The organism is Serratia sp. 2723, from assembly GCF_050434425.1.
GTDB lineage: Bacteria > Pseudomonadota > Gammaproteobacteria > Enterobacterales > Enterobacteriaceae > Chania.
The window spans coordinates 18,901-42,253 of record NZ_JBNDIN010000015.1 but is presented as its reverse complement, the minus strand read 5'-3'; the positions used below and the strand labels follow the sequence as shown (position 1 = coordinate 42,253).

Annotated in this window: 17 protein-coding genes; 8 read left to right on the top strand and 9 right to left on the bottom strand. The window is 54.4% G+C overall.

The annotated features are described in order from the left end of the window. Positions 1-46: 46 nt before the first annotated feature. The 3 genes from asnS to ABIE29_RS19620 form a co-directional block, all read right to left on the bottom strand. Positions 47-1,447: an asparagine--tRNA ligase gene (gene asnS / locus ABIE29_RS19630; protein WP_429620501.1), complete on the bottom strand. Its 1,401-nt coding sequence runs from the start codon at positions 1,445-1,447 to the stop codon at positions 47-49. Between the two features lie 345 nt (positions 1,448-1,792). Then, positions 1,793-2,998 (bottom strand): nicotinate phosphoribosyltransferase, encoded by a 1,206-nt coding sequence (gene pncB / locus ABIE29_RS19625; protein ID WP_429620498.1) that lies wholly within the window; start codon positions 2,996-2,998, stop codon positions 1,793-1,795. Positions 2,999-3,254: 256 nt separating this feature from the next. Further along, a complete protein-coding gene (locus ABIE29_RS19620) occupies positions 3,255-4,955 on the bottom strand; it encodes a GGDEF domain-containing protein (protein ID WP_429620496.1) in 1,701 nt (566 codons plus the stop codon). Between the two features lie 344 nt (positions 4,956-5,299). Between ABIE29_RS19620 and pepN the strand changes: the two genes are divergently transcribed. Further along, complete coding sequence (gene pepN / locus ABIE29_RS19615; RefSeq protein WP_429620494.1) at positions 5,300-7,915, top strand: aminopeptidase N; 2,616 nt, start codon at positions 5,300-5,302, stop codon at positions 7,913-7,915. A 32-nt stretch (positions 7,916-7,947) separates the two neighbouring features. Here the strand turns inward: pepN and ssuB are convergent, their stop codons facing one another. The 5 genes from ssuB to ssuE are packed head-to-tail and all read right to left on the bottom strand — an operon-like array spanning position 7,948 to position 12,251. After that, positions 7,948-8,721, bottom strand: coding sequence for an aliphatic sulfonates ABC transporter ATP-binding protein (gene ssuB / locus ABIE29_RS19610; RefSeq protein ID WP_429620492.1), 774 nt, complete (start codon positions 8,719-8,721; stop codon positions 7,948-7,950). Next, positions 8,721-9,512: an aliphatic sulfonate ABC transporter permease SsuC gene (gene ssuC / locus ABIE29_RS19605; RefSeq protein WP_429620490.1), complete on the bottom strand. Its 792-nt coding sequence runs from the start codon at positions 9,510-9,512 to the stop codon at positions 8,721-8,723. The genes ssuB and ssuC overlap by 1 nt, the downstream gene beginning before the upstream one ends. A gap of 11 nt (positions 9,513-9,523) precedes the next feature. After that, the gene (gene ssuD, locus ABIE29_RS19600; protein ID WP_429620488.1) at positions 9,524-10,672 is read right to left on the bottom strand and encodes an FMNH2-dependent alkanesulfonate monooxygenase; all 1,149 of its coding nucleotides are present in this window, start codon (positions 10,670-10,672) and stop codon (positions 9,524-9,526) included. A gap of 15 nt (positions 10,673-10,687) precedes the next feature. Next, a complete protein-coding gene (locus ABIE29_RS19595) occupies positions 10,688-11,653 on the bottom strand; it encodes a sulfonate ABC transporter substrate-binding protein (RefSeq protein WP_429620486.1) in 966 nt (321 codons plus the stop codon). A 19-nt stretch (positions 11,654-11,672) separates the two neighbouring features. Then, positions 11,673-12,251 carry an NADPH-dependent FMN reductase gene (gene ssuE / locus ABIE29_RS19590; protein ID WP_429620484.1) on the bottom strand — a complete coding sequence of 193 codons (579 nt, stop codon included), beginning with the start codon at positions 12,249-12,251 and terminating at the stop codon, positions 11,673-11,675. 304 nt (positions 12,252-12,555) lie between these two features. On the opposite strand from ssuE, the gene pyrD reads away from it, so the two are divergent. Together pyrD and ABIE29_RS19580 are read left to right on the top strand one after the other, a co-directional pair. Further along, on the top strand, positions 12,556-13,566 hold the full coding sequence (gene pyrD, locus ABIE29_RS19585; RefSeq protein WP_248946621.1) for a quinone-dependent dihydroorotate dehydrogenase: 1,011 nt from the start codon (positions 12,556-12,558) through the stop codon (positions 13,564-13,566). Between the two features lie 157 nt (positions 13,567-13,723). Then, complete coding sequence (locus ABIE29_RS19580; RefSeq protein WP_429620482.1) at positions 13,724-14,272, top strand: cell division protein ZapC; 549 nt, start codon at positions 13,724-13,726, stop codon at positions 14,270-14,272. 64 nt (positions 14,273-14,336) lie between these two features. On the opposite strand, the gene ABIE29_RS19575 is transcribed toward ABIE29_RS19580, so the two are convergent. Continuing rightward, on the bottom strand, positions 14,337-15,440 hold the full coding sequence (locus ABIE29_RS19575) for a YcbX family protein (RefSeq protein WP_429620480.1): 1,104 nt from the start codon (positions 15,438-15,440) through the stop codon (positions 14,337-14,339). 104 nt (positions 15,441-15,544) lie between these two features. On the opposite strand from ABIE29_RS19575, the gene rlmKL reads away from it, so the two are divergent. The 5 genes from rlmKL to pqiC all read left to right on the top strand — a co-directional run bounded on the left by rlmKL (position 15,545) and on the right by pqiC (position 23,156). Beyond that, positions 15,545-17,665 (top strand): bifunctional 23S rRNA (guanine(2069)-N(7))-methyltransferase RlmK/23S rRNA (guanine(2445)-N(2))-methyltransferase RlmL, encoded by a 2,121-nt coding sequence (gene rlmKL, locus ABIE29_RS19570; protein ID WP_429620621.1) that lies wholly within the window; start codon positions 15,545-15,547, stop codon positions 17,663-17,665. Between the two features lie 5 nt (positions 17,666-17,670). Further along, on the top strand, positions 17,671-19,575 hold the full coding sequence (locus tag ABIE29_RS19565) for an ABC transporter ATP-binding protein (RefSeq protein ID WP_429620478.1): 1,905 nt from the start codon (positions 17,671-17,673) through the stop codon (positions 19,573-19,575). Between the two features lie 119 nt (positions 19,576-19,694). Then, entirely contained in the window at positions 19,695-20,969 is a 1,275-nt protein-coding gene (gene pqiA / locus ABIE29_RS19560) for a membrane integrity-associated transporter subunit PqiA (RefSeq protein WP_429620619.1), read from the top strand. Next, on the top strand, positions 20,956-22,602 hold the full coding sequence (pqiB, locus tag ABIE29_RS19555) for an intermembrane transport protein PqiB (RefSeq protein ID WP_429620476.1): 1,647 nt from the start codon (positions 20,956-20,958) through the stop codon (positions 22,600-22,602). The genes pqiA and pqiB overlap by 14 nt, the downstream gene beginning before the upstream one ends. Then, complete coding sequence (gene pqiC, locus ABIE29_RS19550; RefSeq protein WP_429620474.1) at positions 22,599-23,156, top strand: membrane integrity-associated transporter subunit PqiC; 558 nt, start codon at positions 22,599-22,601, stop codon at positions 23,154-23,156. Before pqiB ends, pqiC begins: the two co-directional genes overlap by 4 nt. Positions 23,157-23,353 lie beyond the last annotated feature (197 nt).

The following is a 23,353-nucleotide window of genomic DNA, read 5'->3' as shown; positions in this document are numbered from 1 at the left end:
CCTTTATTATGTAAAAAAATGGTTAAATTATGTTTGGTTTTATGATTTAGAAGCTGGCGTTACGTGGCGTTCTTGGGAACGGGATCACGTCGCGGACGTTCTGCACGCCAGTGACATAGGCGATTAAACGCTCAAAACCTAAACCAAAACCAGAATGTGGCACGGTGCCATAGCGGCGCAGATCACGATACCACCAATAATCTTCTTTATTGAGGCCCATCTCTGCCAGACGTTGATCGAGCACATCCAAACGTTCTTCACGCTGTGAACCACCGATGATCTCACCAATGCCCGGCGCTAGCACGTCCATTGCCGCTACGGTTTTGCCATCTTCGTTCATGCGCATATAGAAGGCTTTGATATCTTTCGGGTAGTTTTTCACAACTACCGGAGCCTTGAAGTGCTGCTCGGCCAGATAGCGTTCGTGTTCAGATGACAGATCGATACCCCAGGAAACCGGGTTTTCGAAGGTCTGGCCCGAAGCGATCAGGATCTCGACCGCCTCGGTGTAGTCCACCTGGGCGAAATCGGAAGAGACAAAGCGCTTCAGGCGGTCAATAGCGTCTTTATCTACCCGCTCAGCAAAGAATTGCAGATCGTCGGCACGTTCATCCAGCACCGCCTGGAAGACATATTTCAGCATGCTTTCGGCTAGCCCGGCAACGTCGTCCAGAGTGGCAAAGGCGACTTCCGGTTCGATCATCCAGAATTCCGCCAGGTGACGGCTGGTGTTCGAGTTCTCGGCACGGAAGGTGGGGCCAAAGGTATAAATTTTTGACAGCGCACAGGCATAGGTTTCGCCGTTCAACTGGCCAGACACGGTCAGGAAGGCTTCTTTACCGAAGAAATCCTGGCTGAAATCGACCGCACCTTTATCGGTGCGTGGCAGGTTTTCCATATCCAGCGTGGAGACGCGGAACATTTCACCGGCACCTTCGGTATCAGAGGCGGTGATCAGCGGGGTGGAAACCCAGAAATAACCGTTCTCGTGGAAGTAGCGGTGGATTGCCTGTGCCAAAGTGTGGCGAACGCGGGCAACCGCGCCAATCAGGTTGGTGCGTGGGCGCAGGTGGGCAACTTCGCGCAGGTATTCGATGCTGTGGCGTTTGGCCGCCATTGGATAGGTGTCAGGATCGTCAACCCAACCGACTACCTTGATGGTCGTGGCTTGCAGCTCGAAGCTCTGGCCTTCACCCGGCGATGGCACCACGGTACCGGTCACTTCAATGGAACAGCCGGTGGTCAGGCGTAACACTTCGTCCTGATAATTCGGCAGAGAATCATTAACGACGGCCTGTAACGGATTAAAGCAGGAGCCGTCATAAACGGCGAGGAAGGAGATACCAGCTTTAGAATCTCTCCGGGTACGTACCCAACCGCGCACGGTGACTTCACTGTCAACCGCAGCACGACCTTGCAGTACGTCGACTACAGGCACTACGCTCATAGATTTCTCTCTTATAAGTTTTTCAGAAATAGGCTAACAACCCAAGAATTTGGGGATATTGCTATGTTACTTGCCGCGTTGCAGAGCACAAGCAGAAATCATCAGAATGGGACAACATTTATTGCAGTGGGATAAAAAACGCGAGGTATATAAAGGAAGAGAGGGAACGCTGGCGAGAAATGCCCACACGTTTGCATCACCCATTGGTGCCAGTACCTGATTTCGCCTAAATCTCATCGGTGGCAGGAAGGAAAACCAACAGTGTTACCAATTGGCTCCTGTTCTTTAATGCAGCTCCGTACAGCTCCCTCTCCCTGTGGGAGAGGGTTGGCGTGAGGGGGCGCCTTAACTGGCTTTCTTCACCAGCGGCAGATCGAAGGCTTTGCGCAGCGCTTTGACAAACGCGGGGTCCTGGCAGATGGTTTTGCCTGGGCTATCGGACAGTTTGGCCACCGGCTTGCCTTTGCACTCGACCAGCTTGATCACGATATTCAACGGCTTGACGCCGGGGATATTGCAGGTCAGACGCGTGCCGATGCCGAACGCCAGATTGATACGCCGATCAAAGTGGCGATACAGTGCGAGCGCCTTATCCAGATCCAGATTGTCTGAAAACACCAGCGTCTTGCTCATGGGATCGATACCCAATTGCTGATAATGGGCAATGGCTTTTTCACCCCATTCGATCGGATCGCCCGAGTCGTGGCGCAACCCTTGATAACGCTGGGCAAACTGCTTGCCGAAATCACGCAGGAAAGCATCCATGGTGATACAGTCGGTAAGCGCAATGCCGAGCTGATCGGGATATTCATCCAGCCAGGCCTGCAAGGCGGCACGTTGGCTGTTGGCCAACACCGGGCTAATCTGTTGATGAGCCTGAAACCATTCATGGGCTTGCGTACCAACCGGTATCAGATCCAGCCGATGTGCCAAATCGTAGTTACTGGTACCAACCAGATAGGGGAATTCGTTTTTCAACGTGCTGACAATGGCCTGTTGCACATCACGGGAGAAGCGGCGACGGCTGCCGAAGTCCATCAGCTTGAAGCGTGAGATATCAATATCCCCGCTCAGTTGCTTGAACTGTGCCAGGTTCTGGCGCAACTGGCTAATTGCCATCTCTGGCGTGGCCTGTGGCGAACGCTGGCGATGCACCACTTCGCTGATCACCGCCAACAACGGCACTTCCCACATAATCACTTCGCGCCAGGGGCCAGCGATACGGATATGCAATCTGCCGTCGTGATTGCTAATGCTGACCTGCTGCGGATCGTAGCGAAACTCTCGTAGCCAGCTCAGGTAATCCTGATGGAAGAAAGGCAGGCTGGAGAGATAGCGGTGTTCGGCTTCGGTTAGCGCCAACTCGCTCATCATGGCAACCTGCGCGCGGATCTCGTCGGCATATTCGCCCAGCAGTTCGTCGCCACGGCAACGAAACTCCGCCGCAACGGTAATTGCGGGGTAGCGATGGAACACTGCTTGCTGCATATGAAGCTTGTAGGCGTCAGTATCGAGCAGTGAAGTCAAAATCGGGGAAGCGTATAGAGTCATATCGCGTTACAGCATCCTCGTCAGGCGCGTGGTCCAAATCCGGATAATCATAAAAAGTGGGGGGGAGTATACCCGGATTATCCTGTTATTGAAGCCTCATCACACCACAAATGGTCGGAACCGGTCGAGGCTAAAACGTGCCTTTATTTTATCGGGGGCGCAACCCCAGACAGAAAAAGCCATTTAATCCAATAAACTGAATAACTTAGTTGATTTACTCATAAAAATTATGAGGTTAATTATTTTAAACACAGATTCAGATAAAACCGGTTGGCGTATAAATACTGACCCGGTTGCGCCCGGTCTTCTTACAAAAATAGAGCGCTTCGTCGGCCTGTTTGATGGCTGGATGCAGTTCTGCCAGGTCGCCTACGGCGGCGATGCCACAGCTGATAGTAAAGCGCACTCGTTTTCCGTTGAGCAACTCCAGACACATCTGTTGGGTTTGCTCACGCAGCGCTTCCATCATGCTGCGGGCATTTTCCAGGGAACAGTGGCCGAGCAGCAAGGCAAACTCTTCACCGCCATAGCGGCAAAAGATATCGCTGGAACGAAAGGTGTTACTTAACGACTGGGCGAACATCACCAGCACTCGGTCGCCGATATCGTGGCCATAGGTATCATTGAGGCGTTTGAAATTATCGATATCGATCAGACAGAACGCCTGCGGATAGCTACTCTGGGCGAGCATCTCACACTCGAGGAAAAATTTGCGGCGGTTATAAATGTTGGTCAACGGATCAAAGAACGATGAGACTTCCAGCTCTTTGATCAACTGCTGTTTTTCGTTTTCCAGCGCCAGTTTGACCTGATTGTATTGTTTAAGCTGGGTGATGGCATCACTGATGGCGATCAGCTCTTTGCTGTAAAAAGCATCGTTGTCATCAATATTCATATCGCCTTGTGACAGGCGCAGAATATTTTTATGCGTTTTGGTCAGCCAGCGGGTGATGTTGGAACAGAAGATCATGGAAGGCAGCAGGATGAATAGGGCAATCAGCCCACTCAGGGAAATCATGCCGTAGATGGCCGTCTGGCTATCATACTTTTTGGCTTCGGAAGCGGCCATCTCCAGCTCAAAGCTGCGTTCATAGAGTCTTTGGGAAAGCTTGTCCATTACCTCGATATAGCCAGCAATCAGGTTGATGTCATAGACGGTATTGTGGGTAATGGCTTTATATAACCCATCCGAAATGTTGCTGATCCGATTGCTGGAGATGTTACGCAGTATCTCATCTACCAGTTCGGTAATCTGCGGATCGTTATAGGCCAGCTTTAAGAACGCCAAACGGGTACCGAGCGGGGTGAATACCCCGGTCAATTGAATAGCCTTCAGATAAGCATTCTTGCGTTCAATACTGCTGAGATTGATGTCGATAATCTGATCGATCAGTTCGGTCAGCGACATATTCAGCCGGTTATTGAGGCGAACAGCCTCCAAAAACAGAAATGAGTCTGCATTGATCAGCCGGGTGTCGTAGGTATAGCGGTAGAAAGCTTTGGTGGTCTGGACGATATAATAGGCGCTGTTGATGTTGAACAGATTGCTGTTGGTCGTGTGGACTTGCGAGACCTGACGTGAATCGTTATCCAGCAGCCTTTCCATCCAATCGAGCATGGAAAGTATGGCGATCTTTTGCCGAATGCCCAAGCGCAGGGCGAGATCGGCATCGACATTGGATTTAACAATAGCGATTTTTTCACGCGCTTTTTTATCGGCCTGTTGCCAATGGGCTTGGGTCACGGATTTATCAACCAGGTCTAATCGTTTTAACCGGTGTGCCAGCAACGTAGCCTGAAAGGCCTCGGCCACTTCTTTGGTCCTGCTGATTTTATACAGGTTTTCCAGACTTTGATTGTGACTGGCCCGTGCCTTTATCAGCCCATTGGCAATAAAAACCGCAAAGGACAGCATGATGGCAAAGGTGAAGAAATAGATCAGGTATTTTACTTTCATGCCAATCTGTTTCTCCTACTGGCTCTTGGATGATTATATCATTGCTACCGCTGGTTTTCCCCCGCAATTCGGTTGTCAATGGGGACGAAACTGCGCCTGTTTAAGCATAAAATGCTGAGTTTGACGTTAAGCGAAGCGTCAGGGTAGCAGGAGCATAGCAAACAACAGCGAATGTCTGTGCGAGTCGTGTGTTTTCTTGGTGCGATTTGCTGCCATTTCTGGGTTTTTTTTATAGCTGTGATACAGTTTATTCACAATCGGGCCATTGAGGTACTGCGCCGTCCTGCATGGCGGTACGCTCCGAGTCCGGGATCTGTAACTCACTGAGACGTCAAAGGGTTTTTATGACACAACAGCCACAGGCGAAGTATCGCCACGATTATCGCGCCCCAGATTATACCATCACCGATATCGACCTGGATTTTGAACTGGATGCAGACACCACGCGCGTTACCGCCGTCAGCCAGATCAAACGGCAGGGTGCCGCCGGTGCCCCACTAACGCTGAATGGCGAAGACCTGACTCTGGTGAGTATTCAAGTGGATGGGCAGCCGTGGAGCGCCTATCGCCAGCAGGAAAACCAACTGGTGATTGAACAGCTACCGGCCCAGTTTACCCTGACGATCGTGAACGACATCCATCCGGCCAAAAATAGCGCGCTGGAAGGGCTATACCTGTCTGGCGAAGCGCTGTGCACCCAATGCGAGGCCGAAGGCTTCCGCCATATCACCTTCTATCTGGATCGCCCAGACGTGCTGGCCCGTTTTACTACCCGCATCGTTGCCGATAAAGCGCGTTATCCGTTCCTGCTGTCGAACGGCAATCGAGTGGCTGAAGGCGATCTGGCAGACGGCCGTCACTGGGTGCAATGGCAGGATCCGTTCCCGAAACCTAGCTATCTGTTTGCGCTGGTGGCGGGTGATTTCGACGTGTTGCGCGATAGCTTCACCACCCGTTCTGGTCGTAAGGTGGCCTTAGAACTGTTTGTCGATCGTGGCAACCTGGATCGTGCCGATTGGGCCATGACCTCGCTGAAAAATTCGATGAAGTGGGACGAAACCCGCTTTGGCCTGGAATACGATCTGGATATCTACATGATCGTCGCCGTGGATTTCTTCAACATGGGGGCGATGGAAAACAAAGGGTTAAATATCTTTAACTCGAAATATGTGTTGGCCAAGGCCGAAACCGCCACGGACAAGGATTACCTGAATATTGAAGCGGTGATTGGTCACGAATATTTCCATAACTGGACCGGCAACCGTGTGACCTGCCGCGACTGGTTCCAGCTTAGCCTGAAAGAAGGGCTGACGGTGTTCCGCGATCAGGAATTCAGTTCAGATCTGGGTTCCCGTTCGGTCAACCGCATCGATAACGTGCGGGTGATGCGTGGAGCGCAGTTTGCCGAAGACGCCAGCCCGATGGCGCACGCGATCCGGCCGGATAAAGTGATCGAGATGAACAACTTCTACACCTTGACGGTGTATGAGAAGGGATCCGAAGTGATCCGCATGCTGCACACGCTGCTGGGGGAACAACAGTTCCAGGCGGGGATGCAGCTTTATTTCGAACGCCACGACGGCAGTGCGGCCACCTGCGATGATTTTGTGCAGGCAATGGAAGATGCTTCCAACGTCGACCTGTCGCTGTTCCGTCGCTGGTACAGCCAGTCCGGCACGCCGCTGCTGACGGTGCGTGATGACTATAGCGCCGAGGATCAGCAGTACCGTTTGCACGTCAGCCAGAAAACCGCCCCGACGGCCGATCAGCCAGAAAAACTGCCGTTACATATTCCGCTGGATATTGAGCTTTACGACAGCGAAGGCAACGTCATTGCCTTGCAGAAAGACGGTTCACCAGTCAATAACGTGTTGAACGTCACCGCCGCCGAACAGACTTTTGTGTTTGATGGCGTCGCGCATAAGCCGGTTCCTTCGCTGTTGCGTGAGTTTTCGGCACCGGTCAAGCTGGATTATCCGTACAGCGATCAGCAACTGACCTTCCTGATGCAGCATGCACGCAATGAGTTTGCTCGCTGGGATGCCGCGCAGAGCCTGCTGGCCATCTACATCAAGCTGAACGTGGCCAAATATCAGCAGAAGCAGCCATTGTCGCTGCCGCTGCACGTGGCAGATGCCTTCCGGGCGGTGCTGCTGGATGAGAAGCTGGATCCGGCCCTGGCCGCGCAGATCCTCACGCTGCCATCGGAAAACGAAATTGCCGAGCTGTTCGCCATCATCGATCCACAAGCCATTTCGGCGGTGCATGAGGCGATCACCCGTTGCCTGGCTAAAGAGCTGGCCGATGAGTGGCTGGCGGTGTATCACGCTAACAAAACCGAAGGGTACCGGGTTGAGCATGGCGATATTGCCAAGCGTTCGCTGCGCAATATTTGTCTGCATTATCTGGCTTTCGACGATGTAGAGCAGGCCGACAAGCTGGTGGTGCAACAGTTCCAGCAGGCCGATAACATGACCGATTCGCTGGCGGCACTGGCAGCGGCGATGGGGGCACAGTTGCCTTGCCGTGATGCCTTGATGACCGAGTTTGATGAGCGCTGGCATCACGATGGTCTGGTGATGGACAAGTGGTTCATCCTCCAGGCCACCAGCCCGGCGGCAGACGTACTCTGCAAGGTGCGTGCGCTGCTGCAACACCGTTCCTTCAGCCTGAGTAATCCAAACCGCACCCGCTCGCTGATTGGTGGGTTCGCCTCGGCTAACCCGGCGGCATTCCATGCGGCAGACGGCAGCGGCTATCAGTTCCTGGTAGAGATCCTCAGCGATCTGAACAAGCGTAACCCACAGGTTGCCGCGCGGCTGATTGAACCTCTGATCCGCCTGAAGCGTTATGATGCCTCTCGTCAGGCGTTGATGCGTCAGGCGCTGGAGCAGTTGAAAGGGCTGGAGAACCTGTCTGGCGATCTGTTTGAGAAGATCACCAAGGCGTTAGACGCGTAAAAAGCAAGGGGGCGGCATTTGCCGTCCCCTGATTAATTTGCCACCTGGCGGGAAGTCTCAACGGCTTGCGGTGGTGCCAACACTCTTGCCAGCACTTCTGCTTCCAATTCCGCCAGCTTTGCCGAACCTTTGCGGCGTGGCCGCGGCAAATCAATAGTCAGATCCAATCCGATACGTCCCTCTTCGATTAACAGCACCCGATCGGCCAGTGCGATCGCCTCACTAACGTCATGCGTGACCAGTAGCACGGTGAAGCCATGCTGTTGCCAAAGCGTTTCGATCAGCCCCTGCATTTCAATACGGGTTAGTGCATCCAGAGCCCCCAAAGGTTCATCCAACAGCAACAGCCGTGGGCGATGGATCAACGCGCGGGCCAGTGCGACACGTTGTTTCTGTCCGCCAGACAGCGCGGCTGGCCATTCATTGGCTCGATCGGCCAGCCCAACGGTGGCTAACGCCTGCAATGCAGCATCACGCCAGTTGCCGCGCAGGCCAAGCCCCACGTTGTCGATCACCTTTTTCCACGGCAGCAGGCGAGCATCCTGAAACATTAGCCGCGTATCGTCTTTGGCATGGCTGAGTGGCGCATTACCACTCAGCAGTGTCCCGCTGTTGGCCGTTTCCAGCCCGGCGAGCAGACGTAATAAGGTGCTCTTACCACAGCCGCTGCGGCCAACCACGGCCACAAACTGGCCCGCGGTGATGCGGAGTTGCAAATCGTCCAATACGGTTCGGTTGCCATAACGTTTGGCGATGGCTTCCAGCGTAATGGGGGTGCCTTGCGGGAGGCGAGTCGGGGCCGTCATTATGCTTCTCCTGATTTCAGTTGATAGGCCGGGTGCCAGCGTAACCAGACACGTTCGAGCAACTGTGCGCAGGCATCGGCCAGCTTGCCGAGCAGGGCATACAGAATAATGGCGACAACGACCACGTCGGTCTGTAGAAATTCACGGGCGTTCATCGCCAGATAACCGATGCCCGAGTTGGCGGAGATGGTTTCGGCGACGATCAGCGTCAGCCACATAAACCCGAGGGCAAAACGCACGCCGACCATGATCGAAGGCAGCGCACCGGGTAACACCACCTGCGTAAACAGGCTAAAGCCGCTCAGGCCGTAGCTGCGCGCCATTTCCAGCAGGCCACGATCGATATTCTTGATGCCGTGATAGGTGTTCAGATAGATCGGGAACAGCGTACCCAGCGCCACCAGGAAGATTTTGGCGGACTCGTCGATGCCGAACCACAGGATCACCAGCGGGATCAGCGCCAGATGCGGCACGTTACGGATCATCTGTACCGAGCTGTCGAGCAGCCGCTCCCCCCAGCGGGACAGGCCGGTAATGAACCCAAGTACCAGACCCATGCTGCCACCGATACTGAAGCCAATCAGCGCACGCCAACTGCTGATGGTCAGGTGTTGCCATAGCTCGCCACTCTGGGTTAAAGCCCAAAAGGCAGCCACTACGGCGCTTGGTGCGGGCAAGATACGGTTAGATAACCAGCCAGCCTCAACGGCGGTCTGCCAGCCAATCACCAGTGCGACCGGCAAAGCCCAGGGGGCCAGCCGGTGCAGAATTTGTTGTGCACCTTTCGCCATCCTCATGCTCCTCAGCTTTGTGACACTTTTTGTGGGACATAGATATTAGCGACCACTTCACCCTGCGGTTTGATCGCACGCAGCTGCGTTGGTTGCTCGCTGGTGGCCAGATCGAGGTGAGGGAACAGCAATTCACCTACGCGATAGGCTTCTTCCAGATGCGGGTAGCCGGAAAGAATAAAGGTATCGATACCCAGATCGGCATATTCCTGGATGCGTTCCGCGACGGTCGGGCCATCTCCCACCAGGGCAGTGCCTGCGCCGCCACGCACCAGTCCGACACCGGCCCACAGATTAGGGCTGATTTCCAGATTGTCCTTTTTGCCGCCGTGTAAGGCCGCCATACGCTGTTGGCCAACGGAATCGAAGCGGGCAAAGGCTTTCTGCGCATCGGCAATGGTTTGATCATCGAGATTGGCGATCAGACGGTCGGCCGCCTGCCAGGCTTGTTCGGTGGTTTCGCGCACGATGACGTGCAGGCGGATACCGAAGCGGACTTTGCGCCCCAGCGCCGCTGCTTTGGCTCGTACTTCCTCTATTTTTTCCTTCACCTGCGCAGGGGGTTCTCCCCAGGTCAGATACAGCTCGACCTGCTCGGCTGCCAGATCCTGCGCCGCCTCTGAGGAACCGCCAAAATACAGCGGTGGGCGGGGCTGCTGTACCGGCGGGAACAACAGCTTGGCGCCTTTCACCTGAATATGCTTACCGGCGAAATCGACGGTTTCACCTTCCAGAACCCTGCGCCACACGTGGGTAAACTCGGCGGAGGCTTCGTAACGTTCGGTGTGGTTAAGGTGCAATCCTTCCGCTGCCAGCTCTTGCGGATCGCCACCGGTCACCAGATTGAACAGGGCGCGGCCATTGGAAAGCCGATCAAGTGTGGCGGCTTGCCTGGCTGCCAACGTTGGGGAGATGATGCCAGGGCGCAGGGCCACCAGGAATTTCAGCCGCTGCGTAACCGGAATCAATGAAGCGGCAACTAACCAAGAGTCTTCGCAAGAGCGCCCCGTTGGGATCAGTACGCCGCCGAAACCGAGCCGGTCAGCGGCCTGGGCGATCTGCTGAAGATAACCGTAATCGACCGCACGTGCCCCTGCCGAACTTCCCAGATAGTGGCCATCTCCGTGAGTCGGTAAAAACCAGAATACGTTAATGCTCATAGCGCTCTCTCCTGATTATTGTGCGGCTGGGTGCCATACGCGTTGAGAAATATCGACCTGCACCGGAACCAACCGGTTGGCGAAAAAGAGATCGGCGGTTTTCTGTTGGGCAGTAATGGTGGCTTCTCCCAAGGGTTTGATGGCCGTTGGCGGGCGATGATCCAGATAGCTGGCAATAACCGCCTCCGGTAAGCTCATCGCCTTGGCCAGCAGGGTAATGCTCTGCGCCCGATCGCTATGCGTCAGCGCATCTGCCTGGGTCAGAACCTCCAGCACCTGCCGAATGAACGGGCCGTTGGCTTCGGTATAAGGGCGAGCGGCCAGGTAGAAGGAGCCGGTCTGGTTCAAGTGGCTGCCATCGGTCAACACCCGTACACCGCCTTGCAGCAACGCGGCAGAATAGTAGGGATCCCAGATCACCCAGGCATCGACGTTGCCCTGTTGGAAGGCCGCTCTGGCATCGGCGGGCGTCAGATAAACCGGTTGGATATCGGTAAACTTCAGGCCGTCCCTTTGCAGTGCCCGCAGCAGCAGGTTGTGTGAGCTGGAGCCTTTCTGGAAGGCTACTTTGTGGCCTTTCAACTCGGCGACGCTGTGGATCGGGCTATTTTCCGGCACCAGGATCACTTCCGCCTTGGGTTTTGGCGGTTCTACGCCGACGTACAGCAGGTCGGCCCCGGCGGCTTGGGCAAAGATTGGCGGGATATCGCCGGTGCTGCCCAGATCGATGCTGCCGACGTTCAGCGCCTCGAGCATCTGCGGGCCTGCCGGGAATTCAATCCAGCTGATGTTGGTAGTGGGGAAGCGTTGTTCCAGTAACCGATGGGTTTTGGCCAGCACCAGACTTACCGAGCCTTTTTGGTAGCCGATACGAAACTGAGCGGGCGCATTATCTTGTGCGACGGCGGTATTGGTCAGCGCCAGCGCCATGATGGCGGTCAGCGCACCGGTGTTAAGCCAACGGCGAAAAGAGAGTGGCATGATGATTTCCTTAGGGCGGTTAGGCAGTTTGCCGGGTTAACAGAGAGGCGACGGTGTTTAGTACCGGCGGTTTACGGCGGCTGAGTGCCAGATAAAAACTGTCCAACGCTTCGGTCAGGCGCGCGGCCACCCCATCGGATAGTTGGGCCAGTTCACCGTTAAGCACTATCTGGCCGTCATCGGCAAACACGCCGTGCAGCACTTCCTGGGCTTTCAGCGCCGTCAACACTGGTTTCAACGCATAGTCCACCGCCAGCATGTGGCCGACGGAGCCACCGGTGGCCAGCGGCAAAACCACTTTGTGTTCCAGCGCTCGTTCAGGAAGCAGGTCGAGTAAGGTTTTCAGTGCGCCAGAAAACGAAGCCTTGTAAACCGGCGTAGCGATTAAAAGGCCGTCCGCTGCGGCCAATTGCGCGGCAAAGGCTCGGATATCAGGACTGTTAAAATTGGCGCGCAGCAGATCTTCCGCCTGGAAATCGTGCAGGGTATAGGGGATCACTTCCACCTGCTGCTGTTGTAGCCAGCGTTGGCTTAGCTGTAACAGCACTGCCGAACGTGAGGGGATCCTTGGGCTGCCAGCCAGAGAGATAACGCGCATCGCTACTCCTTATATCGAAAAGTTATCAATGTTAAATTAATGTTCGAAAAGTGTTTTAAAGCTAACAGCAAAAGGGGACGTTATTTAAATCTCTTTTTTTGATTTTGATATGCGTAAAGGGGGAAAGCGGGGGAAATCGCGCCATACAAGGGAAACGATTGCGCTAAACGCGCTTTTTTTGCCTTTAATCAATTCCAATTGGCGAGGGGATACCGGATAATACGCCCCCGGTCGCACCATCAGGCGCAGCGATTTAACAGTATCCTCAAGTCTGCAGGGTATAACCGGGAAATCAGGAGAGTACATGTACTACCCCATCGTCAGGAAAGCCTTGTTCCAGCTCGATCCCGAGCGCGCACACGAATTGACCTTCAGTCAACTGCGCCGTATTACCGGCACCCCACTAGAGTTTCTTATCCGCCAGTCGGTGCCGAGCAAGCCGGTGAGCTGCATGGGGCTCTCTTTTAACAACCCGTTAGGTTTGGCTGCTGGCCTGGATAAAGACGGCGAGTGTATTGATGCCTTTGGCGCGATGGGCTTTGGCTTTGTTGAGGTCGGTACCGTTACGCCGCGTCCGCAAGCGGGCAATGATAAACCACGTCTGTTCCGCCTGGTCCCGGCCGAAGGGCTGATCAACCGCATGGGGTTCAATAACCGCGGTGTAGACAATCTGGTTGAAAACGTTAAAAAATCCCATTTTGGCGGCGTGCTGGGGATCAATATCGGCAAGAATAAAGACACGCCGGTCGAGCAGGGTAAAGACGATTATCTGATCTGTATGGATAAGGTTTATCCGTATGCTGGCTATATCGCGATTAATATCTCATCACCCAATACTCCAGGATTGCGATCCTTACAGTATGGTGAAGCGCTGGACGATCTGCTAGCGGCGATAAAAAATAAGCAGGCCCAATTGCAGGCTCGCCATCACAAATATGTGCCGGTTGCGGTAAAGATCGCGCCGGATCTTTCAGAAGAAGAACTGATCCAAATAGCGGACAGTTTAGTGCGTCATAATATTGATGGGGTCATTGCCACCAATACTACCCTCGATCGTAAACTGGTTCAGGGGTTGAATTACTGCGATCAGGCGGGGGGATTAAGTGGCCGCCCGGTACAGTTACGCAGCACCGAAGTGATCCGTCGTCTGTCGCAGGAGTTACAAGGACGCTTGCCGATTATCGGCGTTGGCGGAATTGATTCCCTGACGGCGGCGCGGGAAAAAATGGAGGCCGGGGCAACGTTGGTACAGATTTATTCCGGATTTATCTTCCACGGGCCGCGTTTGATTAAAGATATCGTTACCCATATCTAATATTTTACCTTTCATTTTCGGCCGGGGGTTTATTTCTGCCTCCGGCTCGTCTATATTTTGTTCGGTAGCGGAATTATCCGATGTGTAAGCAACCTTTCTGGTGATAAAATCGCCCTTTGCGTAATATTGTGTTGGCATGTGGTGAGAAGGATAAGCAATGAAGATAAAACCTGACGACAATTGGCGTTGGTATTTTGACGCAGAGCACGATCGACTGATGCTCGATTTAGCCAATGGTATGATCTTTCGTTCACGCTTTCCGGCGAAAATGCTAACTCCGGACGCCTTCGCAGAAAGTGCATTCTGTGTCGATGATGCGGCGCTTTATTTTGATTATGAAGAACAGTGCAAGCAGATAAAGCTCAGCCATGAACAACGTGCCGAATTGGTATTAAATGCGTTAGTGGCCTTTCGTTTTCTCAAACCCCTGATGCCCAAAAGTTGGCATTTTGCTCAACAGCGCTATCCGCTACGCCCTAAAAATGGTGAGTTGGCGATGGTGAAGGTGATGGATACCGGTGTCGAGGCGCGTCTGCTAGTGGTGGAAGCTGGGGATAATGCCAGCCTGTGCCTGCTGGCACAAAATCAGCTGGTGCTGGCTGGGCGTACCATGGTGCTGGGGGATGCGATCAAAGTGATGCACGATCGTCTGAAACCTTGCGTCCCGGATGAACAGTCTGCCCCGGCTTACGACAGGGCAGTATAAGGCTGTGTCCCCCAGATGGCCCCAGCCCGAAGGGGCGCGGTCAATTGAGGGACACAGCTTTCTGTTACGCCAGCTTCACATTGCTTTTAGGAATACAGCTGCAACAGAGGATAGTGCCGTTGGCGGCCACTGCGCTTTTCTTTAGCGGCGCAACCTCGCCCTCCACCAACGTTATCTTGCAACTGCCGCACAGGCCAGCCCGACAGGAGTAAGGGATGCGAATGCCTTGCTGCTCCAACTGCTCCAACAAGATCTGCTGGTTATTACCGGCAAACACCTTTCCTTGATACTCAATACTTACGCTGGTGGTGCTGTCCTGCGGTGCCTGCAGGTTTTCGACGACCTTGCCTGCCCCGTAAGGCCGTGGCGGTTTGGTTGCCAGTACTTCAACGCTATCGCCGACGCGGATAATACCGCTGTTACGGGCAATCATGTTTTGACCAAAGTCGACGTCGCCATTATCGGCAGTACGGAACTGTTGCAGCGAACTCAACGGCTCGCCGCTCGGGTGCTTGCGGCCACGCTCGATGCTGACCGTGGTCAATACGCAGCGGCTGCAAGGTTTTACCAGATCGAACATCACGTTGCCGACGCGGATCACCTGCCAACCATCTTCTGCCCAGGCCGGGCTGCCGCTCACCACCAGGTTTGGGCGAAACTGCTCCAGCCTGATGCTGCTTGGGCAGCGTTGCTGCAGATCCTGGAATGAGGCTTCATTAATCAGCAGGTAAGGGTAACCGTCGGCAAAGGAGAGCGGGATCTCCGGGTGCTTTTTTACCCTACGGGTTAGTTCAGGCCCAACCCAGCGTAGCTGTACCTCACGCTGAAAATAACCGCTTAGCCAGGTGTTGATTGCCACCGGCGCGATCAACGCGGTGAAATGGTTGCCCCACACCTCGGTCGGCTGCGCATCTGGTGCGAAATCAATGAAGCGGATAGCCGCGCTTTCACCGTCCGGGGCGGTAAGAAACAGACCATCGGCTAACAACGCCGGGGTAAACAGCACCATTTGCGGGTATTGGCGGGCGGTGATGAAGGTACCGTCTGGCTCGGTGATCATAAAAGAGCGATCAAAAGCCAGGCCATGGCTGGCCACCTGGGCGTGAGAAAGCTGCAAACCCCGTAGTGATTTGACCGGATGAACGTAAAGTCGGGAGAGCGTGATCACCCCTGCCTCCGTACGATATATGAAATAGAAGGGAGCAACTTTATGACAAGCGGTCTGGATTAGCTATAATGCGCAACAATTTTCTTTTTGGTGATAAGCACGATATGAACACTCTGTTTGCCAGCACGGCGCGTGGACTGGAAGAACTGTTAAAAAGCGAACTGGAGCGGCTTGGCGCTCACTCCTGCAAAGTGGTGCAGGGGGGAGTACATTTTCAGGGTGACGATCGTCTTCTGTACCAAAGCTTGCTCTGGAGCCGCCTGGCTTCGCGTATTCTGTTGCCGCTGAATGAATTTCGCGTGCACAGCGATCTGGATCTGTATCTTGGTGTACAGGCCATTGACTGGCCATCGATATTTGGCCTGGATAAAACCTTTGCCGTACACTTCAGCGGCCTTAATGAAGAGATCCGCAATAGCCAATATGGTGCGTTGAAGGTCAAAGATGCCATTGTGGACAGCTTTACCCGCAAGCTCAACGATCGGCCAATGGTAGAGAAACAGCAGCCGGACATTCGCGTGAACGTTTTTCTGCAGCGTGATATGGCCAGCGTAGCGCTCGATCTGAGTGGCGAAGGTTTGCACCAGCGTGGCTATCGCGATCTTACCGGCCAGGCTCCGCTGAAGGAAAACCTGGCGGCGGCGATTGTCCAACGTTCCGGTTGGCAACCAGGGGCACCGATGCTGGACCCGATGTGCGGCTCCGGCACGCTGTTGATCGAAGCGGCGATGATCGCCTCCGATCGTGCGCCTGGCCTGCATCGCCAACATTGGGGGTTTACCGCCTGGAACGGTCACAATGCCGAATTGTGGCGTGAAGTGGTCACCGAAGCGCAGGTGCGGGCGAAACGTGGTCTACAAGAAACCCCGTCACGTTTCTTCGGTTCCGATATCGATCGTCGCGTCATCGAAATGGCGAAGGGCAATGCCCGCCGCGCTGGCGTGGCCGAATTGATCACCTTTAACGTTAATGATGTCAGCAAACTGACCAACCCACTGCCTGAAGGTCCGGTAGGCACGGTGGTCAGCAACCCGCCATATGGTGAACGCCTTGAGAGCGAACCGGCCCTGATTGCGCTGCACAATATGTTAGGGCGCATCATGAAGAGCAACTTTGGTGGCTGGCAGCTTTCGTTGTTCAGCGCCTCACCGGAATTGCTCAGTTGCCTGCAATTGCGCGCCGAGCGCCAGTTCAAAGCGAAAAATGGCCCGCTGGATTGCGTACAGAAAAACTACCAGTTGGCAGAAAACCCGCAGGGTGCTGGTGGCGTGCAGGTAGCGGAAGACTTTGCCAACCGCCTGCGCAAGAATCTGAAGAAATTGGACAAATGGGCGAAGCAGCAGGGGATCGAATGCTATCGCCTGTATGATGCCGATCTGCCTGACTATAATGTGGCGGTGGATCGCTATGGCAGTAAGGTGGTGGTCCAGGAGTACGCGCCGCCGAAAACCATCGACGCGCAGAAAGCCCGCCAGCGCCTGTTTGACGTGATTAACGCCACGTTGGCGGTGTTAGAGCTGCCATCTAATCAGCTGATCCTGAAAACTCGCGAACGTCAGAAGGGCAAGAATCAGTATGAGAAGCTGGCGCAGAAGGGGGAGTTCCTGCTGGTAGAAGAATTCAATGCCAAGCTGTGGGTCAACCTGACGGATTATCTCGATACCGGGTTGTTCCTCGATCACCGCATCGCTCGCCGTATGCTGGGGGAGATGAGCAAAGGCAAAGACTTCCTCAACCTGTTTGCCTACACCGGCACTGCCAGCGTACATGCCGGATTGGGGGGCGCACGTAGCACCACCACGGTGGATATGTCGCGCACCTATCTGGAATGGGCTGAGAAGAACCTGCGGGTTAACGGCCTGACCGGTAGACAGCACCGCTTGATCCAGGCAGATTGCCTGTCCTGGCTGCACAATGCCGACGAACAGTTCGATGTGATCTTTATCGATCCGCCGACGTTCTCCAACTCCAAGCGGATGGAGAACACCTTTGACGTACAACGCGACCATCTGGCGCTGATGAAAGATTTACAACGGATACTGCGGCGTAACGGGACCATCATGTTCTCCAACAACAAACGCGGTTTCCAGATGGATCTGGCAGGTCTGAACGCACTGGGTCTGGAGGCGAAAGAAATTACCGCCAAGACGCAGTCAGAAGACTTTGCCCGTAACCGTCAGATCCACAACTGCTGGCTGGTCACCCACGCCGGCGAAGGAAAATAATTACTATGTCGTTAATCAGCATGTCCGGTGCCTGGCTCTCTTTCAGCGATGCACCTTTGTTAGACAACACCGAAATTCATATTGAAGACAATGAACGCGTCTGCCTGGTTGGGCGCAACGGGGCCGGTAAATCGACCCTGCTGAAGATCCTCGGTAAAGAGATCCCATTGGACGACGGGCGCATCATTTACGAGCAGGATCTGATTGTGGCGCGTTTGCAGCAGGATCCTCCGCGCAATATCGGCGGTACGGTGTTCGATTTTGTGGCCGAAGGCGTGGCCGAGCAGGCGGAACACCTGAAGGCGTACCACGCTATCTCGCACCAGGTAGAGCTGGATCCGAGTGAAAAGAACCTGACGCGTATGGCGCAGGTCATGGAGATCCTCGATCACCAGGGCTTATGGCAGCTAGACAGCCGTATCAGTGAAGTCCTGTTGCAACTGGGCCTCAACGGCGATGCGGAACTGTCCTCCCTTTCCGGTGGTTGGCTGCGCAAAGCGGCACTGGGCCGGGCGTTGGTCAGTTCACCGCGCGTGTTGCTGCTTGATGAACCTACCAACCACCTGGATATCACCACCATCGACTGGCTGGAAGGGTTCCTGAAAGAGTTCCAGGGCAGCATCGTCTTCATCTCGCACGACCGTTCGTTTATCCGCAATATGGCCACGCGCATTGTCGATCTCGATCGCGGCAAGCTGGTGTCATGGCCAGGCAACTACGAGCTGTATCTGGAAAGCAAAGAAGAAGCGCTGCGGGTCGAAGAGCTGCAGAACGCCGAATTTGACCGCAAGCTGGCACAGGAAGAAGTTTGGATCCGTCAGGGCATCAAGGCACGCCGCACGCGTAACGAAGGCCGGGTGCGCGCGCTGAAGGCGTTACGTAACGAGCGTTCACAACGTCGTGAAGTGATGGGTACCGCCAAGATGCAGGTGGAAGAGGCCGTGCGTTCGGGCAAGATTGTGTTCGAAATGGAAGACGTCAGTTATCAGGTCGCCGACAAAGTGCTGGTGCGGGGCTTCAGCGCCCAGGTGCAGCGCGGTGACAAAATCGCGCTGGTGGGGCCAAACGGCTGTGGTAAAACCACCTTGCTGAAATTGATGCTCGGTCAACTGAAAGCCGACAGCGGGCGAGTGCACTGCGGCACCAAGCTGGAAGTGGCTTACTTTGACCAGCACCGCGCCGAGCTGGATCCTGAACGTACGGTGATGGACAACCTGGCGGAAGGTAAGCAGGAAGTGATGGTCAATGGCCGTTCGCGCCATGTGCTGGGCTATCTGCAGGACTTCCTGTTCCACCCTAAACGGGCGATGACGCCGGTCAAAGCGCTATCGGGCGGGGAACGTAACCGCTTATTGCTGGCTAAGTTATTTCTGAAACCTAGCAATTTACTGATCCTCGATGAACCAACCAACGATCTGGACGTCGAAACGCTGGAACTGTTGGAAGAGATGATCGATAGTTACCAGGGTACCGTCATGCTGGTGAGCCACGATCGGCAGTTTGTTGATAACTCCGTGACCGAATGCTGGATTTTCGAAGGCAATGGCGTGATCGATACTTACGTCGGGGGCTACTATGATGCACACCATCAACGTGCCACCGCCAAGCCGATCCGCACGGTTGCCGCCAGCCAAACCAAGGCCGCGGTGGAGAAAAAAACCGAGCAGCCCAAGAAATCAACGGCCAAACTGAGTTATAACCTGCTGCGGGAACTGGAGCAGTTGCCACAGCGTCTTGAACAGTTGGAAAGTGATATTGAAGCCTTGCAGGCACAGGTGAGCGACGCAGGGTTCTTCTCCCGCCCACATAGCGAAACCCAGCAGGTGCTGGCCGATCTTGCCACGGCGGAGCAGGCGTTGGAACAAGCTTTTGCCCGTTGGGAAGAGCTGGAAGCAATGAAAAACGGCTAATCGGTAACGCGTTGCCCGCACGCTGCTGCTGTGGGCAACCCAGGCTGTACCGATAAGCGACACGGTTAAGGAGGATGATGGTGTGTTCCCACGAAAGTCTTAAGCAGCAGAGTCATGCGATGCATGGCGAGCGTCAGCAGGATAACCTGATACTGTGCCCACAATGCGATATGTTGGTGGCGCTGCCGCCTTTGCAATCAGGCTCCAAGGCCGTTTGTCCCCGTTGTAAAACGACACTCAGCGCCCGCTGGGCAGAACCGCGTAAACAGCCGATTGGCTTTGCCCTCAGCGCATTATTTATGCTGGTGTTAGCCAATATCTTCCCGTTTATCAATATGCGCGTTGCCGGTCTGGGTAATGAAATCAAACTGATCCAAATTCCTCAGGTGATGGTGGCAGAAGACTATGCCAGCATGGCCACCCTGTTTATGGTGTTTGTGCAACTGATCCCGGCGTTTTGCATGTTGGCGATTATTCTGTTGTGTGCCAGGGTGCGGCAGGCACGACCATGGAAGATCTGGATGGCCAAGGTGCTGTTCCAGTTAAAGACCTGGTGCATGGTCGAGATCTTCCTGGCTGGCGTGTTGGTCAGCTTTGTCAAACTGATGGCTTATGGTGATATCGGCATTGGTTCCAGTTTCATCCCTTACTGTCTGTTTTGTCTGCTGCAGGTGCGGGCCTTCCAATGCGTCGATCGTCGCTGGTTGTGGCAGGATATCGAACCGGCCCCGTTGATTGAGCGCCCGTTGCAGGTTGGGCGCACCGGATTGCGCCAAGGCATTCGTTCCTGCTCCTGCTGTACGGCCATCTTGCCCGCCCAGCAGTCCAAATGTCCGCGTTGTCACACGGTGGGCTATGTACGCCGACGCCACAGCCTGCAATGGACCATGGCGCTATTGGTCACCTCGATCATATTGTATATTCCGGCGATGCTGATGCCGATTATGATCACCGAGGCGTTGGGCAATAAAATGCCTTCAACGGTTATGGCCGGGGTGGTGCTGCTATGGGGCGAAGGGTCCTATCCGGTAGCAATGGTGATTTTCATTGCCAGTATTATGGTGCCCTCGCTCAAGATGTTGGCGATTGGCTGGCTATGCCTGGATGCCAATGGCAAAGGCAAGGCCAATGCCGATAGCGAACGTATGCATCTGATTTATGAAGTGGTGGAGTTTGTTGGTCGTTGGTCAATGATTGACGTATTTGTGATTGCCGTGCTTTCGGCATTGGTACGTATGGGACAGTTGATGAGTATTTATCCAGATATTGGGGCGCTACTGTTCGCCATGGTGGTCATTCTCACCATGTTTGCTGCTATGGCGTTTGATCCCCGCCTAACCTGGGATCGCGCAAATGAAACAATAAAGAAGGAGCCGCAAGGTGACGGAAAGTAATCATGGCGTCGCGAATGTTGAGAAGATCAAGCGCTGGTCGCCGGTGTGGATCATTCCTATTGTCACGGCGTTGATCGGTGCGTGGATCCTGTTTTATCACTTCAGCCATCAAGGGCCGGAAGTGACGTTGGTCACAACTTCCGCCGAAGGGCTGGAAGCGGGAAAAACCAAGATCAAAAGCCGCAGTGTAGATGTCGGGACGGTGGAAAGCGTCACCCTGAGCGAAGACCTGAGCAAAGTGCTGGTGCAGGCTCGCCTCAATTCCGGCATGGGAAAGCTGTTGCGCGATGACTCCGCCTTTTGGGTAGTGAAACCCCAGATTGGCCGTGAAGGTATCTCTGGGCTGGGAACCTTGTTATCCGGTGCCTACATTGAATTGCAACCGGGCAACAAGGGTAAGGCAGGTAAAGAAAATTACCAGTTGCTTGATGCTCCACCATTGGCCTCGCCAGACGCTAAAGGGTTGCGCGTCATACTGGACAGCGATAAATCCGGCCAGTTGAACGCTGGCGATCCGGTGCTGTTCCGTGGCTACCGCGTCGGCTCGGTAGAAACCAGCTATTTCGATCCCAAGCTGCGCTCCATGCGCTATCAGCTGTTTATTACCGCGCCTTACGATCAGTTGATCACCAGCAACGTCCGGTTCTGGAAAGACAGCGGCGTTGCCTTCGATATGTCTGCACAGGGTATGCGTGTGGAAATGGGATCCTTGGCGACCCTGTTCGGTGGTGGCGTGAGCTTTGACGTGCCAGAAGGATGGGAACGTGGCCCAGTGGTGAAAGAAAAGGCCGAGTTTGCCCTGTTCGATAACCAGCGCAATATTCAGGATTCGCTGTATACCGAGCATACCGATTATCTGGTGTTCTTCTCCGAATCGATCCGTGGGCTGCAACCGGGGGCTCCGGTCGAGTTCCGGGGTATTCGCCTGGGTACCGTGGGGCAAGTGCCATTCTACAAAGAAGGGATGCGCCAGCGGTTGGATAACGATTACCGTATTCCGGTGCTGATCCGTATTGAGCCTGAGCGTTTTAATCAACAGCTGGGCAAGAACTTCGATATCGCGCAGCATTTGAAAGATGCAGAGTCGCGTGGCCTGCGAGCCGCGTTGAAATCCGCCAACCTGCTGACAGGTGCGTTGTATATCGATCTGGATTTCTATCCACAAGAGAAGCCGTGGAAAGGGCCGCGTGAGCTGTTCGGTTATCCGCTGTTGCCAACCACCAGCGGTGGTCTGGCGCAGATCCAGCAGAAGCTGATGCAGACGCTGGATAAGATTAACGCGATGCCGATCAACCCAATGATCAACGAAGCGACCAAAACGCTGGCCGAAAGCCAGAAGACCATGAAAGAAACGCAGAAAACCATGCAGTCGCTCAATGACATCATCAGCAGTAAAGAGATGAAGGCATTGCCTGAAGATATGCAGAAAACCCTGCAAGAACTCAATCGCAGCATGAAAGGGTTCCAGCCAGGCTCACCGGCCTACAACAAAATGGTTGGCGATATGCAGCGTCTCGATCAGGTGTTGCGTGAGCTGCAACCGGTGCTGCGTACCCTGAACGATAAGAGCAACGCCCTGGTATTTGAAGCCGCGGGCAGTAATGACCCTCAGCCGAAGAAGGCCAAAAAATGAAAAAATGGATCCCGGTAGTTCTGGCGCTGTTGCTGAGTGCCTGTAGCAGTACACCAAACAAGACCTACTATCAGCTACCGGCGTTGGGGACGCCGGCTCAGGTGAGTGGTACCCCTGCATCACGCCAGCTGTGGTTGGAGCATGTCAGCGTGGCGGATTTCCTGGCACAGAGTGGGGTGGTGTACCAGACCAACGATGTGCAGTTTGTGATTGGGCAAAACAACCTGTGGGCCAGCCCGTTGGATCAGCAACTGCAACAGACGTTGGTGACCAACCTGGGCAGCGCTTTGCCGGGGTGGGTGGTGTCATCACAGCCGATGAGCAGCGATCAGGATGTGCTTAACGTCAACATCAGCGGCTTCCATGGCCGCTACGATGGTAAAGCGATCGTTCGGGGTGAATGGGTGCTTAGCCATCAGGGCAGGCTTATCAAGCGGCCATTCAACCTGGAATTGAAACAGGGTGAAGATGGCTATGACGCCTTGGTCCGCACCTTGGCCCAGGGCTGGTTGCAGGAAGCACAGGAGATTGCTGCACAGGCAGCTCGCCTTTAATCATAACTTGTAATAATTCGTTCTAAAACCATCCCGGCGAGGCAAAGCAAAAGCCTCTCCGGGATTTTTTTGTTTTATAATCATGGTATTACATCCAGGCTAGCAATATCAGCCACTTAGCTTATGCGCCGTGCATAGCTCACAAATATGACAACGGTATGAAATTTGAACATTGATCTTCTCGCCATTTAGGGCTA

What these genes read in the sequence shown, in the direction of transcription:
- ssuE (WP_429620484.1), bottom strand. Translation starts at nt 12,251, where the DNA reads ATGCGCGTTATCTCTCTGGCTGGCAGCCCAAGGATCCCCTCACGTTCG.
- ssuD (WP_429620488.1), bottom strand. Translation starts at nt 10,672, where the DNA reads ATGAGCATTAACGTATTCTGGTTTTTACCGACTCACGGAGATGGCCAC.
- ABIE29_RS19580 (WP_429620482.1), top strand. Translation starts at nt 13,724, where the DNA reads ATGAAGATAAAACCTGACGACAATTGGCGTTGGTATTTTGACGCAGAG.
- ABIE29_RS19565 (WP_429620478.1), top strand. Translation starts at nt 17,671, where the DNA reads ATGTCGTTAATCAGCATGTCCGGTGCCTGGCTCTCTTTCAGCGATGCA.
- ssuC (WP_429620490.1), bottom strand. Translation starts at nt 9,512, where the DNA reads ATGGCGAAAGGTGCACAACAAATTCTGCACCGGCTGGCCCCCTGGGCT.
- asnS (WP_429620501.1), bottom strand. Translation starts at nt 1,447, where the DNA reads ATGAGCGTAGTGCCTGTAGTCGACGTACTGCAAGGTCGTGCTGCGGTT.
- pepN (WP_429620494.1), top strand. Translation starts at nt 5,300, where the DNA reads ATGACACAACAGCCACAGGCGAAGTATCGCCACGATTATCGCGCCCCA.
- pqiA (WP_429620619.1), top strand. Translation starts at nt 19,695, where the DNA reads ATGCATGGCGAGCGTCAGCAGGATAACCTGATACTGTGCCCACAATGC.
- pyrD (WP_248946621.1), top strand. Translation starts at nt 12,556, where the DNA reads ATGTACTACCCCATCGTCAGGAAAGCCTTGTTCCAGCTCGATCCCGAG.
- ssuB (WP_429620492.1), bottom strand. Translation starts at nt 8,721, where the DNA reads ATGACGGCCCCGACTCGCCTCCCGCAAGGCACCCCCATTACGCTGGAA.
- ABIE29_RS19620 (WP_429620496.1), bottom strand. Translation starts at nt 4,955, where the DNA reads ATGAAAGTAAAATACCTGATCTATTTCTTCACCTTTGCCATCATGCTG.
- pqiC (WP_429620474.1), top strand. Translation starts at nt 22,599, where the DNA reads ATGAAAAAATGGATCCCGGTAGTTCTGGCGCTGTTGCTGAGTGCCTGT.
- pncB (WP_429620498.1), bottom strand. Translation starts at nt 2,998, where the DNA reads ATGACTCTATACGCTTCCCCGATTTTGACTTCACTGCTCGATACTGAC.
- ABIE29_RS19595 (WP_429620486.1), bottom strand. Translation starts at nt 11,653, where the DNA reads ATGCCACTCTCTTTTCGCCGTTGGCTTAACACCGGTGCGCTGACCGCC.
- rlmKL (WP_429620621.1), top strand. Translation starts at nt 15,545, where the DNA reads ATGAACACTCTGTTTGCCAGCACGGCGCGTGGACTGGAAGAACTGTTA.